Annotated in this window: 14 protein-coding genes and 1 pseudogene; 9 read left to right on the forward strand and 6 right to left on the reverse strand. The window is 59.2% G+C overall.

The features are described 5' to 3' along the window. Window positions 1-101: 101 nt before the first annotated feature. A complete protein-coding gene (locus Q2T94_RS08520; protein ID WP_264271142.1) occupies window positions 102-674 on the reverse strand; it encodes a recombinase family protein in 573 nt (190 codons plus the stop codon). 426 nt (window positions 675-1,100) lie between these two features. On the opposite strand from Q2T94_RS08520, the gene Q2T94_RS08525 reads away from it, so the two are divergent. From Q2T94_RS08525 to Q2T94_RS08545, 5 genes are all read left to right on the forward strand, one after another. Next, window positions 1,101-2,447 carry a hemolysin family protein gene (locus Q2T94_RS08525; protein ID WP_302263668.1) on the forward strand — a complete coding sequence of 449 codons (1,347 nt, stop codon included), beginning with the start codon at window positions 1,101-1,103 and terminating at the stop codon, window positions 2,445-2,447. Continuing rightward, window positions 2,444-3,487, forward strand: coding sequence for a hemolysin family protein (locus tag Q2T94_RS08530; protein WP_302263669.1), 1,044 nt, complete (start codon window positions 2,444-2,446; stop codon window positions 3,485-3,487). Before Q2T94_RS08525 ends, Q2T94_RS08530 begins: the two co-directional genes overlap by 4 nt. Window positions 3,488-3,856: 369 nt before the next feature. Beyond that, the gene (locus Q2T94_RS08535) at window positions 3,857-4,879 is read left to right on the forward strand and encodes a TerC family protein (protein WP_302263670.1); all 1,023 of its coding nucleotides are present in this window, start codon (window positions 3,857-3,859) and stop codon (window positions 4,877-4,879) included. Beyond that, on the forward strand, window positions 4,876-5,010 hold the full coding sequence (locus Q2T94_RS08540) for a hypothetical protein (RefSeq protein ID WP_302263671.1): 135 nt from the start codon (window positions 4,876-4,878) through the stop codon (window positions 5,008-5,010). Before Q2T94_RS08535 ends, Q2T94_RS08540 begins: the two co-directional genes overlap by 4 nt. After that, on the forward strand, window positions 4,980-5,363 hold the full coding sequence (locus tag Q2T94_RS08545) for a hypothetical protein (RefSeq protein ID WP_302263672.1): 384 nt from the start codon (window positions 4,980-4,982) through the stop codon (window positions 5,361-5,363). The genes Q2T94_RS08540 and Q2T94_RS08545 overlap by 31 nt, the downstream gene beginning before the upstream one ends. A gap of 61 nt (window positions 5,364-5,424) precedes the next feature. Here Q2T94_RS08545 and Q2T94_RS08550 read toward each other — a convergent pair whose 3' ends face one another. Next, window positions 5,425-6,528, reverse strand: a complete 1,104-nt coding sequence (locus Q2T94_RS08550) for a zinc-binding dehydrogenase (RefSeq protein ID WP_302263673.1) — start codon at window positions 6,526-6,528, stop codon at window positions 5,425-5,427. A 113-nt stretch (window positions 6,529-6,641) separates the two neighbouring features. Continuing rightward, window positions 6,642-7,964, reverse strand: a complete 1,323-nt coding sequence (locus Q2T94_RS08555; RefSeq protein WP_302263674.1) for an MFS transporter — start codon at window positions 7,962-7,964, stop codon at window positions 6,642-6,644. Window positions 7,965-8,103: 139 nt separating this feature from the next. Between Q2T94_RS08555 and Q2T94_RS08560 the strand changes: the two genes are divergently transcribed. Continuing rightward, window positions 8,104-9,582, forward strand: a complete 1,479-nt coding sequence (locus Q2T94_RS08560) for an aldehyde dehydrogenase family protein (protein WP_302263675.1) — start codon at window positions 8,104-8,106, stop codon at window positions 9,580-9,582. 19 nt (window positions 9,583-9,601) lie between these two features. On the opposite strand, the gene Q2T94_RS08565 is transcribed toward Q2T94_RS08560, so the two are convergent. Next, window positions 9,602-10,330 carry a GntR family transcriptional regulator gene (locus Q2T94_RS08565; protein ID WP_302263676.1) on the reverse strand — a complete coding sequence of 243 codons (729 nt, stop codon included), beginning with the start codon at window positions 10,328-10,330 and terminating at the stop codon, window positions 9,602-9,604. Window positions 10,331-10,389: 59 nt separating this feature from the next. On the opposite strand from Q2T94_RS08565, the gene lhgO reads away from it, so the two are divergent. From lhgO to Q2T94_RS08580, 3 genes and pseudogenes are all read left to right on the forward strand, one after another. Beyond that, the gene (gene lhgO / locus Q2T94_RS08570; RefSeq protein ID WP_302263677.1) at window positions 10,390-11,640 is read left to right on the forward strand and encodes an L-2-hydroxyglutarate oxidase; all 1,251 of its coding nucleotides are present in this window, start codon (window positions 10,390-10,392) and stop codon (window positions 11,638-11,640) included. A gap of 528 nt (window positions 11,641-12,168) precedes the next feature. Then, window positions 12,169-12,645 (forward strand): hypothetical protein, encoded by a 477-nt coding sequence (locus Q2T94_RS08575; RefSeq protein WP_302263678.1) that lies wholly within the window; start codon window positions 12,169-12,171, stop codon window positions 12,643-12,645. Window positions 12,646-12,821: 176 nt separating this feature from the next. Then, window positions 12,822-13,559: pseudogene (locus Q2T94_RS08580) on the forward strand (pyruvate kinase); the annotation flags it as partial. A 640-nt stretch (window positions 13,560-14,199) separates the two neighbouring features. Here the strand turns inward: Q2T94_RS08580 and Q2T94_RS08585 are convergent. Further along, window positions 14,200-14,808, reverse strand: coding sequence for a flavin reductase family protein (locus Q2T94_RS08585; protein ID WP_264271719.1), 609 nt, complete (start codon window positions 14,806-14,808; stop codon window positions 14,200-14,202). A gap of 120 nt (window positions 14,809-14,928) precedes the next feature. Then, window positions 14,929-15,708 (reverse strand): IclR family transcriptional regulator, encoded by a 780-nt coding sequence (locus Q2T94_RS08590; RefSeq protein WP_264271718.1) that lies wholly within the window; start codon window positions 15,706-15,708, stop codon window positions 14,929-14,931. Between the last annotated feature and the right edge of the window lie 41 nt (window positions 15,709-15,749).

The raw sequence follows: 15,749 nt of genomic DNA on the forward strand, positions 1-15,749 counted from the left end.
CTCTTTCAACGGGACGACTTTGTTCTTTTCCAGATAGCTCTTAGTAATTTGGGCTGGCGGGATAACTCTAGCTCTCGACGCGGAGGGAAAGGCGATCGCGGTTACATCGACCGCTGAACAATCCGGTAAACCGTGCTGCCGACGACCCCGAAGAGCTCGGCGATTTCCGCGCTGGTGTGCTTTCCACTGTGGTGGAGGGCGACGAGGTGTTTTTCCTGGGCGGGGGAGAGCTTGGGCTGCTTGCCGCGGAGCCTGCCCTTGGCCTTGGCCATCTGCATGCCTTCGCGAGTGCGGGCGCGGATGAGGTCGGACTCGAACTCGGCGACCATGGCCAGGACGTTGAACAGGAGCCGGCCGACGGGGTCGGTGGGGTCGTGGACGTTCCCACCCAGCCTCAGCTTGATGTGGCGCTTGGTGAGGTCCTCGACGATGTCGCTCGCGTCGGGCAGGGAGCGGGCGAGGCGGTCGAGCTTGGTGACCACCAGGGTGTCCCCGGCCCGGCAGGCGGCAAGGGCCTGCTGGAGGCCGGGGCGTTCGCGGTTGCGCCCGGTGAGCCCGTGGTCGACGTAGACCAGATCGTCGGGCACGCCGAGTGCCCTGAGCCCGGCTTGTTGGGCGGCGAGGTCTTGTTGGTTCGTGGAGACGCGGGCACACCCGACCAGATGCGATGGCAGGACTTGAGAGTAGCGTTTGCTCCACCTTCACCGGTTATGCATTATCTCGGGCGGGGCTCGTGGGAATCCTACATCCGTGGAATTTCAATGTTTTTTGATGCTGGATTTCTGTTGCTCGAGTGTCGCGCTGGGGGATCCATGGTCGCGGCACCCAATCCGGCTGAATCTGAAGGTGTGCAGGAGGTGCGTATCAGGATAGAGATGTGTATATGCTGTGAAAACGTGGGATATTTGGCGAATAAGGTCCGCTTCCTTCCGAAAGTGATCCTGGTCTGCTGGATAATCAGTCGAAGTATTTAGGCCGTAGGAAGATACTCCGGCCAGAAAGGAATGATGGACTCTCCAAGCGGCAGTCAATATCACAGTCCAAGCCCTCTGCTGGGCAAGCACGCCCCAGGGATGCATCACAGCAGGGGGTGCAAATAGATGGAGTGGATATCACTGCTTCTGGCCATCATCCTGATCTTCGGATGTGGCCTGTTCGTCGCCGCGGAATTTTCCCTGATCACGGTCAGCCGAAATGAAGTCAAGGCGGCCGCTGACGCCGGTGACAAGCGTGCAGTCGGTGTGCTCAGGGGGATGGGTACCCTCTCGACCCAGCTCTCCGGCGCCCAACTGGGCATCACCCTGACCAACCTGGGCATCGGCTTTCTTGCCGAGCCCGCCATCGCGGCGCTGGTCGTTGGACCACTGCAGTCCGCCGGGATGCCCGAAACGGCGGCTCGATCGATTTCCATCGCGCTGGCGTTGGTCATCGCCACCATCTTGACCATGGTCTTTGGTGAGTTGGTCCCCAAGAACCTCGCCATCGCCAAGCCCTTCGCCACGGCTAAGGCCGTGGTGGGTTTCCAGCGCGGGTTCAGCGTCGTGACCCGGCCCCTTCTGTATTTCTTCAACGGCAACGCCAACTGGATCGTGCGCCGTTTCGGCATCGAGCCAAAGGAAGAGCTGGCATCGGCACGGTCGGCCGAAGAACTGGTGGCATTGGTCGGCCACTCGGCGCGTGAAGGGGTGCTGCCGTCGGAAACGGCGGAAATGCTCCGGCGCACCGTGGCCTTTGGCAACCGCCGTGCACATGATGTCATGACTCCGCGAACCCGGATGGTTTCGGTCACCGCCGACCAATCCGTCGACAGCATCTTGGCCTTGGCCGCCGAATCCGGTCATTCCCGGTTCCCCCTGCTCGATGCCCAGGGTCATCGAGCAGACGGGCTCGTACATATCCGCACCCTCTTGGGGGTGCCCCACGCCCGGCGTTCCACCACCCCGGTGGGCGCATACGCTGAAACAGCTATCCTGGTTCCCGACACCATCGAATTGGATGAGCTGATGGATCAATTGCGCGGCGGCGGCATGCAAATGGCCGTGCTGATTGATGAAACCGGTGATATCGCCGGGCTTATCACCCTCGAGGATCTTGTCGAGGAAATTGTCGGCGAGGTTCGCGACGAGCATGACCCCGAGGAAAACACCGTTCAGATCCTCGCGGAGAACCACTGGCTCCTGGATGCCTCCCTGCGCCCGGATGAGGCCAACGATCTGATCGGCTGCGAGATTCCGGAGAATTCCGACTACGAAACCCTCGCCGGTCTGGTCACCTTGCATCTGGGCCGTTTAGCTTCCAGGGGGGACGCTGTCACGTTGGTCGTACCGGGATTGCCCGGCCAACTGCGGAAACAGTTGCTCTTCACTGTCAATGAGGTCCAAGGCGCGCGAATCGCCGCCTTGGACGTGGTGGCCACCGAACTCGATGACCTGGAGGAAACCCGATGAGCGATGTGGTTGGAATCGTTGTCACCCTCGTGCTGCTGGCCGCGAACTTCTACTTTGTGGGAGCAGAATTCGCGTTGATCTCCGCGCGCCGCAGTATCATCGAACCGCAGGCTGAACGCGGGAGCCGCAGCGCCAAGATGGCGTTATGGGCCATCGAAAACGTCTCCCTCGTCATGGCAGGCGCGCAGCTGGGCATCACCGTGTGTTCACTTGCTCTGGGATACGTCACCAAACCATTGGTGAAGTACGCGGTGGCCGGTCCCTTCGAGGCGATCGGCATCCCGGCCTCGTGGATCGACCCCCTGTCCTATGCGATCGCACTCGCCTTGGTGACCTACCTGCACGTCGTGTTCGCGGAAATGGTGCCCAAGAACATGGCCCTTGCCGGACCCGAACGGATGGCCCTGGTCTTGGGTCCAAGCATGGTGGTCCTGGTGAAGATCCTGCGCCCTGTCCTGTGGCTGATGAACAGCATGGGCAACTTGGTGCTGCGCGGTATGGGCGTTACCCCGAAGGATGAAGTCGCCAGTACCTTCACCCGGGACGAAGTGGCCAGCATGGTCGCCGAATCCCGCGAAGGCGGACTCCTTGACCACCACGATGAACGCCTGCTGATGGGGGCTTTGAGCTTCGATGCCCGCACCATCGGTTCGGTGGCCATCGACTTCGCCCGGGTCCAGACGCTGCCGCGGGATGTATGTGCGGCAGATGTCGAAGCAGCAGCCGCACATGGCTTCTCGCGCTTCCCGTTGACCGATCCCACCGGCGCCCCGGTGGGTTACGTTCACATCAAGGATGTGTTGGGACTGGACCCAGGGGCCCGCATCCTCCCCTTGGAAGACGATGTCGTGCGGGCCTTGCCCGAATTCATGGCCGACCAATCCGTGCGTCCGGCGTTGCAGGCCATGCAACGCAATGGTGCCCACCTCGCCCTGGTGCGAGACACGGCAACCGGAGCAATCACCGGAATGGTGACCCTGGAGGACATGCTGGAAGAACTAGTCGGGCAGATCCGCCACGACAGCAACACCGCACTCTAGTCACGGCAACGGAGGGGTGGCCATCATTTCGGTGGCCACCCCACTGCATGCTCCAGCGCCGTTCCCCACCCGCGTCCTGGTGGAATCCCGAATACCTGCCCAAAACCGGATCGTGGACTCCCAACTGGCCTGTCGTGAAGGCTCCACAGTCGCCAGGAATTCGCTGGGTAAATCCTGAATCTTGGACTCATGGCATCAACGACCGGTCGGCGATGTTGTAGTCTGATTTGTATCAAGGGGAGTACTCCCGTTCGCGATCGGTCCGTCAATACGTATGCATTGGTGCATCCCGGGCCATCGGTTCTGATCTGATCAGAGCGGAGGAGACCTTGGCGTCATGTCCACGCAATATCCCTTTGGAGTACCCTCATGCAGGTATCGCCCCTGATCTGGATCATCACCATTGCCGTGACGATCGTCTTCTTCGTTTACGAATTCTTCGTCCACGTGCGCAAGCCCCACGAGCCGTCCATCGGTGAATCCGCCCGATGGTCGGTGTTTTACATCAGCCTCGCACTGCTGTTCGGTGTCGGTATCGGCACGCTCTCGGGATGGACATACGGGGGCGAATATTTCGCCGGTTACCTTACCGAAAAGGCACTGTCGATTGACAACCTCTTTGTTTTCCTGCTGGTCATGGGTGCGTTCGCCGTACCGAAGATCTACCAGCAGAAGGTACTGATGGTAGGCATCATCATCGCGCTGGTACTGCGTGGCATCTTCATTGCCGTCGGCGCGGCGCTGATCGAGAACTTGTCCTGGATCTTCTACGTCTTCGGCGCCCTGTTGCTCTTGTTGGCCTACCGGCAGGCATTCTCAAACCACGAAAGCGATCCGGCCAACAACCGGTTCATGCGCTTCATACGCCGCCACTTGGCGGTGACCGATGAGTACCACGAAGACAAGCTCACCGTGAAGAAGGACGGCAAGCGGTTCGTTACCCCGATGCTGCTCACCATCATCGCCATCGGGTTCGTCGACTTGATCTTCGCTGTCGACTCGATCCCCGCCATCTACGGGCTCACCGACCAGGCCTACATCGTCTTCACGGCGAACGTCTTTGCCTTGATGGGGCTACGCCAGCTGTTCTTTCTCATCGGCGGCTTGCTGGAGCGACTGGTCTACCTCTCCCAAGGCCTTGCCGTCATCCTGGCGTTCATTGGCGTGAAGCTCGTCTTCCACGCACTGCACGTCAATGAGCTTGCCTTCATCAACGGCGGGCAGCCGCTCCTGTGGATCCCCGAAATCCCGATCTCCTTCTCCCTGCTCTTTATTGCCGCCACGATCACCGTGGCCACCGTCGCGAGCCTGTTCAAGACCCGCGGCAACCAAAAGCGTCCCGCTGCACCTGCACCGAGCGATCCCTCCACCACGAAGGATGACTCCAAATGAGCATGTTCTCCAAACTCACCGGCCTCGCCCTGAAAGCCCTGGACAAGTCCGGTACGACGAATCAGCCCAAAGCGCCGGCCAGAAAGACTGGCGTGCGATCGTGCGCACTGCAGCAGAAGCCGATACCCTGACCGGCGACGGACGCGCCACCGAGGGTTCTGCCGGCCGTCGGCCAGCTTCCCCCGATGCGTGCCGTGCACAGTCGCACCGCTCCGATTCGCGTGTTCCATCCGGAGTGATCAGCAACGCCGACCGGGCGGCCATCGCGCGCTACGATTACCTCCTGGAAACAGCCGATCCGCACCAAATAGAGCAGATGCACCGCGAAGCCTTCGAACGCCTGACCCCGGCCCAGCGGGATCAAATCCAGCAGCGGATACGCACGGAACTTCCCATCAAGGACCATCCCCGAACCTCCGGTGCCGATGACCTGGCCCGAACCGCCATAGCCCTGCCGGCAGCGGCTCTGCTGGGGACAGAATGAGGGCGTTCGCACGTTGGCATGCGAACGCCCTCATTTCATTTTTCCCTGGCCCTACTTCTGGTTAGTTCCCTGTCTGAGGTCTTAGGGCGGCCTTTGTAACCGCGCCTGATGCTACATCGGCAAGTGCTTCGTTCACGTTCTCCAAGTCGTATACGGAGAGTATGGAAGCCAGATCGTGATTCTTGACCAGCTGCGGTAGTGATTTCACGTACTTGACGTAGTGTGCCGGCGAGAAGCCCCAGGATCCGAACACCTTGAGCTGCTTCTTGGTGATCAGGTGGGGGTTGATCGGAGTGGGGCCGTGATCCGTGTATTGCCCGAGCACCAGTACCTGGGCGTTTGGCCGCGCCAGGTCTATGGATTCGGCCACCGCGGATGGTATACCGGCGCATTCGATTACGACGTCTGCTCCCTGGCCGGCAATCTCGTGGAAAGCTGCAAGACGTGCTTCGGCGGTCGGGTAGGTATCCATATCGATCGCGATATCCGCAGCTCCTATCTTCAAAGCGACCTCAATACGCGAGGTTGGGCCACCTAGGATGATGACCTGGGCGGCGCCCATGGCCTTGGCGTACATGGCCGAAGCCAGACCCACCGGCCCGGCTCCCTGGACCGCGACGATCGAACCGGGTTCGATCGTAAGGTTTTCAACGACACCATGGATGGCGGTTGGTCCCGCGCAGCCTAGTGTGATTACCTCCTCGAAGCTGACGGTGTCCGGCAGCTTGATGATGGTCGTACCTGCTTCTAGGGATATGGTTTCTGCCCAGCCACCTTGAAGGTGTGGTGCATCCGAAGCTTTGCGGTTGATGCCGTAGATCTTGCGGTTGAGGCAGAGCGTTGGTTCTTTCAGCACAAGGCATTCGTAGCAGCTGCCGCAGGGAATGTTGTTGGCCCATACAACGCGGTCGCCCACCGTCAGTGGTTGGCCCTCAACGTCGGTGGTTAGTCCCTCGCCAAGTGCCCGGATATGGCCGACTCCTTCGTGTCCCATGGCCAGTGGCAGAGGCACGGAAAGGTGCCCGGTGCGCAGGTGGACATCGGTGCCGCAGATTCCGCCGAGCGCAACATCCACCAGGGCGCCGCCGGGCGCTGCGGAGGGCATTGGATACTCCTGCAACTCGACCGATTCATTGAATTCTTTCAACACAGCCACTTTGGGCATGGAACTACTCCATTCTTGGGGCCATTGTCAGGTTTATTTTTTCCTGAAAGGCTCGCTGTCCATTAATTTGATTCTTGTAAGCGTATCGTCCGACGATTGCGCCTTCGCGGCTGTTAGTCGGCCGAGACGGAAACGGCGTCGGCTTCCTGCGGGCTGCGGGGATCCTTGGCCCTGCGAGCCAGGGCAATGGCCACGAATCCAATGGCCGCGGCGACGGCAATGTACGTGGCTACGGCCGTGGAAGAGCCGGTATTTTGCATCAGGTACGCGGCGATGAACGGAGCAGGAGCCGAGGTGATGATTCCACCGAGTTGATAAGCCAGAGAGCTACCAGTAAAGCGAACTTCGGTCTGGAAAAGTTCAGGGATGAAGCTGGCTACAGCTGAATAGGCGGTTGCGTGCGCAATGGGCAGAGCCAGGATCATCGCAGCAAGAGCGCCCATCGGTTCCCCGGTGTTGACAAGCCAGAATACCGGGTAGATCAGAAGAGCGACTAGGGCGGCACCGGCCAGCATGACGGTTTTCTTGCCAATTCGATCGGCGAGCATTGCGACCAGTGGGATGGTGAAGACCTGGATGCTGGCCGCGATGATCAGGGCAATAAAGACGGATTCACGGTTGAGTCCAACGTGAGCGGGACCGTAGCTGAGCAGGTAAACGGAAGAGATGTAGAAGATGATGTTCGGTGATGCCAGCGTCAGGGTGCCGAGGATTAGTGGCCACCATGCGGTGCGCAGCAACTCGAAGAGTGGAACTCGAACTTCACGCTTTTCCGACTTCATCTTGAGGAATTCCGGGGACTCCGTGATCCGCAAGCGGATGAACAATCCAACGAGGATCAAGAGGGACGAAATCCAGAAGGGTACCCGCCATCCCCACGCATGGAAGGAGGCTTCGTCCATCTGCTGCATCAGCAAGAAGATGGTGGAGGAAAGGACCAGTGCAGCAGGGACGCCCGACTGGGTCCAAGATGCGTAGAAGGCCTTCTTGTTCTTCGGCGCATGTTCCAGAGCCATAAGGACCGCGCCTCCCCATTCGCCGCCGACGGCCAATCCTTGGAGGAAACGGAGCACGACCAGGAGGATCGGGGCCCAGATGCCAATGGCATCGTAGTTAGGCAAGAAGCCGACGAGGAAAGTGGAGACACCCATCAGTATCAGGGACCACACGAGAATGGTCTTGCGGCTAACCTTGTCACCGAAGTGGCCAAAGAGGATGCCACCAAAAGGGCGGGCGATAAAGGCGACGGCAAAGGTGGCGAGCGCTGCCAGGGTCCCGGCTGCGGGTGACAACTGGGGGAAGAACTGGTCATTCAGAACGAGGACCGCGGCAGTGCCGAAAATATAGTAGTCATACCATTCGATGGTGGTACCGATCATCGAGGCGGCTGCTACGCGTCTCGCCGGATGGCGATGCGTCTGCGCAACGTTGGGCATCTATTACTCCGCTCAGGGGGCTTCACAAAATATGTACTTTATGTCACAGCCATACTTCCTTGCATGTAACATGTATGTCAAGAACGCTGCTGAATTCAGTGTGAAAAATGTGCAATCTAGTATAGAAGGAAGATGTCATATGACTGATGCTCCATGGAAAACGATTACCGGGAAGCTTGGAGAGATCGAGGTTCCGCTGGGGCTGTACATCGATGGTGAATGGCGGGCAGCGGAGGGGGAAAAGGTCTTTTCCGTGCAGAACCCGGCAGATGAGACCGAGATTGCGGCCGTTTCCGATGCCAGCCCACACGATGCGCTCGATGCCCTGACCGCGGCGACCGCTGCCCAGGAGGCGTGGGGAAGCACCACGACGCGCCACCGTTCCAATATTCTTCGCAAGGTCTTCGAGCTGCTGGTCGAGCGCAAGGAGGAAATTGCTTGGGTGATGTCGGCTGAAATGGGCAAGCCGCTCACGGAGGCGCGTGGCGAAGTCCAGGTGTCGGCGGATTACTTCCAGTGGTTCTCGGAGCTGGTCACGCAACAGCAGGGCACCTACACAGAGTCGCCCACCGGCGGCTTCAAAATCATCACCACGCGCCAGCCGGTTGGCCCTTCCTACCTGGTAACCCCGTGGAACTTCCCGCTCTTCATGGGCGCGCGCAAGGCGGCTGCGGCCCTGGCCGCCGGGTGCACGATTATCATCAAGCCAGCTGCGCTGACACCGTTGGTGACCCACATGTTTGTGCAGGTCCTACACGAGGCCGGGCTTCCAAAGGGCGTGGTTAACCTTGTCACCACGAGTTCGTCGTCCAAGCAGTCGCAGGCCCTGATGTCGCGCACCGAACTGAAGAAGGTCAGCTTTACCGGCTCGACGGCAGTTGGCGTCACCCTGCTCAAGCAGGCGGCGGACAACGTGATGGCTACGTCGATGGAACTGGGCGGAAACGGCCCGTTTGTCGTTCTTTCCGATGCGGATGTGGAAGAGGCCGCCGCGGGTGCGGTGGTAGCGAAGTTCCGCAACGCCGGGCAGGTTTGCGTTGCCGCGAACCGCATCATCGTGGAGAAGTCCGTGGCTCCTGCCTTCCGGGAAAGCTTCTTGGCGAAAGTTGCCGAGCTCCGGGTCGGAGCAGGTACAGAAGACGGGGTCAATGTCGGACCTTTGGTCGATGAGAAGCAACGCAACAGCGTGCAGCGGCTCCTCAGCGACGCGGTGGCCGAAGGGGCGGAGATCATCTTCGGTGGCGACTCGACCGAGGGGCCAGGCTTCTTCATTAACCCCACGGTGGTCGCGAATGCTGGTCTGGACTCGACCATTGCCACGAGTGAGATTTTTGGTCCGGTTGCCTCCATCTACGAGGTCGAAGGCGACGACGCCGCGCTTGACTTGGCCAACCAAACGCCCTTCGGCTTGGTTTCCTATGTCTACACGCGGGACGTGAGCAAGGCGATCAAGGCCGCTGAGCGACTCGACAGCGGTATGGTCGGCGTCAACCGCGCAGTGGTGGCCGATCCGGCGGCACCGTTCGGTGGGATCAAGGCTTCTGGCTTTGGCAAGGAAGGTGGGCATGCGGGCATCGAAGAATACCAAATCGAAAAGTACATCGCGCTCAACATCTGACCTGCAAGGGGAGCCGGAGTCAGAGGACACCTCTGCTTGGCTCGGACAACCAGGCGAATGAATGTTCGATGTCCGCCATAGCGAATTCGGGACGATTCTGGGTTTCCTGGTGAATCAGAATCCGTGCGGTATTCGTGATGTGTCTGAACACCGCACGTTCAACCGCCTGAGCATTGCCTTCTCGATAGCCGCTGATGATGTCGGCATGGTCATCGAAGCATTCCCTGGCAGAACGGGAGGTGGGGACGGTCCCGACGCCGGTGCTGAGAACAAAATCACGTTGTTCTTGAAGCATGATCAACGCCTTTTCATTCCCTGAGCCGGCGAGCAAAGTTTGGTGAAAGTCTCTGTCCGCGCGCAGCACCGCGTCAGGATCACCTGACTCGGCAGCTGCCCGAAATTTTTCTACCGAGGATTCGAATTGAACAGAAGAGAAATGGTTCTTTCGCATGGTTGCCAGCCGAGACAATGGCACTTCAAGCATCACCCTGATCTGGAAAACCTGGATCAAGGTCTCCACTGACGTATTGAGGACACGAAATCCTTTCTTGTCTTCGATACGTACCATGCCACGACGCGCGAGTTCCATGAGTGCCTCGCGGACCGGGGTGCGGGAAACGCCCAACTTAAGGGCGACCTCTGATCCCGTGTACAGCTGGCCGGGAATGAGTGAACCCTGGACGATTTCCAATCGGATTGAATCGACAGCTTGCTCAGTCAGGGTTGCGTTGCGATTGACGGATTCCATTTACCTATTATCCCAATTCAAGTAAGAGCCAAGACACATTCACAAGGAGAGACGTAGCAATGTCTACATATTCGTTCGGCGTCGTGGGTGCCGGAATAATCGGTGCGGCAGTGGCGAGAGAACTGACACTTCGCCATCCGGGCGCGCAGATCACCGTTATCGACAAGGCAAGCGAAGTCGCGTCCCACCAGACTGGCCATAATTCAGGGGTCGTCCACGCAGGGTTGTACTACCAGCCCGGAAGCCTCAAAGCCCGGCTGTGCAGGCGTGGCGTCGATCTACTGCGCGACTACGCAGTTGCCAAGAACGTTCCCTACGAGGAGTGCGGAAAGCTCGTCGTAGCGCTCACCGCTGAGGAAGAGCGCAGGGTTCGAGATATCTACGCCAAGGCCACGGCCAACGGTGTACCTGATGTCGAGCTCATCGGACCCGAAAAGATCCGGGAAATTGAACCCAACGCCGTCGGACGCTTGGCACTGCATTCCCCGCACACCGCCATCATCGACTATGCGGCCGTTACGCGCGCACTGATCGACGACGTGACCAACGCGGGAGGGAAGCTCCTGCTGGACAGCGAGGTCACAGACATCTCCAATACCGGGGAAGAATGCACCGTGACCGTAGACCGCAATGGGCAGCTAACGAGCCACCGGTTTGACTATCTCGTTGTTTGCGCCGGCCTTCAGACTGACCGGGTCGCCCGTCTCGCGGGAGGGGCAACGTATCCCAAGATCGTTCCATTCTTCGGCCAGTACTCGATGCTTGCTTCGGAACACCGGAGCATCCTCAACGGACTCGTGTACCCGGTTCCTGACCCCGCATACCCTTTCCTCGGCGTACATCTCACCAAGCGAGTCGATGGCGAAATGCTGGTTGGCCCGAATGCGTTTCTTTCGTTTGGACGAGAGAACTACAAGGGCTGGGGCATCGGGATCAAGGACAGCCTCGACGTGGTGTTCAGCGTAGCCTTCTGGAGGTTCGCATCACGGAACATCAAGGCCGCCATCCATGAATTTGGCGCAGTGATTTCTCGCAAAAAGTTCCTTGCGGGAGCCGCCGCCTACGCCCCGAGCTTGGACGGAGCACAGTCCACCCCAATTACCCGCGGAATCCGCGCGCAGGCGATGGATAAAAACGGACAGTTGGTGGATGACTTCGTTATCGAACAACTGGGTCGCGTCACCGCGCTGAGAAATGCCCCCTCTCCCGGCGCAACATCTGCGTTGGCCATTGCTGAGCATCTCGCCCAAAAAATCGACGAAACTTTGTCTAAAGTTACAGACGGCGTGCCGAAGAGCGACGCTCACTAACCAAGGGGTTTTACCGTGGTGCAGGAAACCGCTGATTTCCGTTTTTTGGGATTCAGCGGTTTCCTGATCTCTGGATCGTCGTTCACACCGTGGTCGCTGGTTTGAGTGCCGGGCTCCACACCTTTCGCTCGTTGTTCCCTTCTTGCGTCAGGCAGAAGGGCTGCCGATTCAAGCGGCAAGGGCGTCTGTGGCGCCATTGCCGCTTGAAGCATGTGAGGAGGAAGGCTATGCCCGGCGTTTCATTTTCGTTGCTAAAGACGCTAAATGACATCCCCCGCCATGAAAACGACAGCCTAAGAGAACAGACATCCCCTTCACCTTTCCCCGGAGCAGGCGATTGAACAACCTAGCCACATTCCCTATGAGATCCTGGCGGGATTGAACGCGCTTTTCCAGATAAATAGAGGAGCAAACGCATCGCAGCGGGGCTGCTCTCCCGGATGGGGGCAGGCTCCACGCTGTACGTGGCCTCGGCCATGCTGTCGGTGTCCCACAACAACGACGCCCCCAAGTAAGGAGCCCACTCGCATGCGCGCAGCCGATGGACGGTTCTGGTCCAAGGTCATCAAGGGACCGCGTCCTGAGGGCTGCTGGTTCTGGGTCGGAGCGATCAGTGACGACGGATACGGCAGGGTCACCGTGAACCGGGACGGACATACCAGGGCGGTGCGCCCGCACCGCTACGCCTACTGGCTGTTGACAGGTGTGTGGCTTGATGATACGCCCTCGTTGATGCATGACTGCGACGAACCACTGTGCATCCATGCCAGTGCGGATCCCGGTTCGCATCTGGTGCCGGGGAGCCACCGGGAGAACATGCTCGGCCGGATCAAGAAGAGGCGCCACAGCAATGGAACGGGCTTGCGCTATTGGGGCGTTGGCCGTGTCGCCCAATCAGACAGGTCACGGCGATTGCGTGACGAGTTGCTGGCCAACGGATGGAACCAGGAACGGATCGCGGCGATACGCTTCAACCACGACCCGGACACCCCCACCCTGTTCTAGGCTTCCCAAGGTTCGGAATCCGTCGCGGCGGAAGCAGGGGCCGGCTGGTACTTCTCGCTGAGCTCGATGACCGCCCTGGATAGTTCCCGCGACCCCGAGCTTTCGGCGGCGCTACTGACGGAGCTCGGAAAACAAATATCCGCCACCCTTACCCCGCACAAGGACAGCATCCATTCATGAGACGCGCCAAGAACGTTGCCACGTTCGGTCCCGCCATCGGCAGCTACGCTGCCACACTCGCCGACCTGGAAGCGGGTGTCGACATTGCCCGGTTGAACATGAGCCACGGTGAGCACGACGTGCACGAGCAGACATACCTCAATGTGCGCAAGGCCGCAGAAGAATTGAACCGGCCCGTCGGGATCTTCGCCGACCTCCAGGGACCGAACATCCGGCTCGGGCGGTTTGCCAAGGGACCACACCACCTCGCCGCGGGACAGCGGTTCACCATCACCATTGACGACATCGAAGGTACCGCCTAGATCTGTTCCACCACCTTCAAGGGATTGCCCGGCGATGTGAGTCCCGGCGACTTCCTGTTGGTTGACGACGGGAAGGTCGCGCTGCGCGCGACCTCGGTCACGGACACCGATGTGGTGACCGAGGTCGTGGTGGCGGGAGCCGTCTCCAAAAACAAGGGGATCAACCTTCCCGGCGTGGCCGTCAGCATCCCCGCCCTGGCCCCCAAGGACGAAGAGGATCTGCGTTGGGCGCTGCGCACCGGCGTCGACATTGTCACCCTGTCCTTCGTGCGGGATGCGGCCGACATCCGCCGGGTCCACGAAATCATGGATGAGGAAGGCAGACGCACCCCCGTCATAGCCAAGATCGAAAAGCCCCAGGCCGTGGCCGCTCTGGAGGAAATCATCGACGCCTTCGACGCCATCATGGTGGCCCGCGGCGACCTCGGGGTAAGCCACCGAAATTAAACGGCGGTCAGGGGTGGGTCGGTGGATCGAGGCCTAGTGGTGGTCCTAGAACTCATCTTGTGAGTTCGGTCGTACTCCTCGGCGAATTCTGTGGCGACAACTTGATTGCCGCGGCAGAACGTACACATGCTGTCCATGAGTCCGAATACACCGCGGCCGTTGCAGCGCGGGCATTCAACCTCATCTTGTGAGTTCGGGTCGTATCAAAATTTTCACCATGCCGCTATTGTGGGGCACGAGAGGCCCCTCTATTCGACAAGCTCCGGCCAGAGGATTGGGGCATCGATGCCAGCTGAAGCGCTGAGGAAACCCAGGCTGCTTCTGAGAGGGCACATCTTTAGAACACGAACTTTCCCACGACTGATCCGTGCCTCAAGAACAACGGGCATATGCAGCGCTGCTGTTAGAACATTGGCTATACCTGTAGAGGCGGACGTGTCCGCATGGACAGGGCCAATACCGACAGGGCGGTAGCTATCGGCTTGCGTATGACGTCCACGCTCGCCCTCTCACCGATCAATGACCCGGTGAAGGTTCCCGTGCGGACGCGACGCTCGGCTTCGATTGACGGACCCAAGAAAGCCACAGAAGCTGTCTGGTCTGCTCTCTATATGTTGCTGAAGTTCTAGCGTGGCCTCACGAGATCAAAACGGCCCTCGGCAAGGATCTCGAAGTAGGCACTTGGCCCACCTGCACGCAGGACAGGTTGGGCGAGAGCTGTCTGATAAATACCCTCGGGAATCATGGCTTCATCGATGTGCACCGCGATGACTTCCCCGATCGTGAGTACACCGGTGGAAGCGTGCCCGTCTGCACCGCGCAGCGGGATGATGTCACTGACCCGGCACTCGAAACTTACTGGTGAGGCGGCGACGCGCGGTGCACTGATATCAACGGAATCGGCGGCTTCCAAGCCGGATGCGACGAATTCATCGAGGTCGGCCGTCGTTGACGTTGCGTTCATTTGTTCTGCAAGGGGGCGCGTGACCAGGTTCCAGGTGAACTCACCGCTCAGCTCGGCGTTGAGCGCGGTGTGCTTGCGGGTCGTACTTGAGAAGCCAATGAGTGGTGGCTTGTAGGAGAAGGCATTGAAGAAGCTGTACGGGGCGAGATTGCGAACTCCAGCAGGGGAAAGTGTCCCAATCCAACCGATCGGACGCGGCCCGACAATTGCATTGAACGGATCGTGCGGAAGCCGGTGGCCCTCTGCTGGGCGGTAGAAGTGCGAAGTCATCTGTCCAGTCAATCATCAATCGACAGCCCCGATGTGTTTTTTCCGCACAGCCAGTATCCCAAGGTTCGCGGCCAATGCTATCGACCTGTGTTGACCGTCACTGTATTGTGGGCCAGACATCTATATATCTGGATTCGAGTATCCCAATGCGTTGCTAGCCTCAACCGCATAGCGGGCGATGATGGGGCCGAGTCGTTCAACGTCGTTGGGGCCGACCCGCTGCGTTGGGAACCCCAAACCTAGAACACCAGTGAGGGCCCCCATATGACCGAATACGGGGGCGCTGATAGAGCCAACATCTTCATGGCGTTCGCCAAAGGCAGCATAAAAGCCCTGTTCGCGAGCAGTTTCCACTTGCCGCTCAAGGATTTCTAGCTTGTCCGGGGTTGAGGGAGCAAACTTTGTCAATGGCAAGTCCCTCAGCGCATCCCAGGCTTCAGGATCGTATGCCAAAAAGATCTTCCCAGGTGCACCAGCATGAATTGGCATCACTTGCCCAACCATGAATGGGCGCATTACGACATGTCGTGTCTCAGCAACAGCCACAACCGTTCGAAAAGCTCCGTCTCTGGTGTAGAGACAGGCGCTCTCACCGGTCTCATCCCTCAGTCGCTGAAGGATCGGTTTGATGAGACGAACGACATCAAGCCCGACTGTGCCTGGAGTAGCCCAACGAACCAAACCGATTCCGATGCGGTAACGGTCGTCTTCCCTGTCTAGAAATCCTTCTCGGACCATGTTCTGAACCAGTCGTTGGCATGTACTGGACGGCAGTCGTGTTTTCTTGATCAGTTGCTGCAATGTCGGTTCAGGATCCTCCACAGTGAAACAGTCAAGAATCTGGACCACTTTCTGCAGTACGAGAATCGGCGCGGCTGCAGACGCTTTCTTTGCTTCCATAAGCCCTGACTTTACCTCGCTGTGCATCTGCGGTGTTGCTT

It is taken from the genome of Paeniglutamicibacter sulfureus (assembly GCF_030512175.1).
GTDB lineage: Bacteria > Actinomycetota > Actinomycetes > Actinomycetales > Micrococcaceae > Paeniglutamicibacter > Paeniglutamicibacter sulfureus.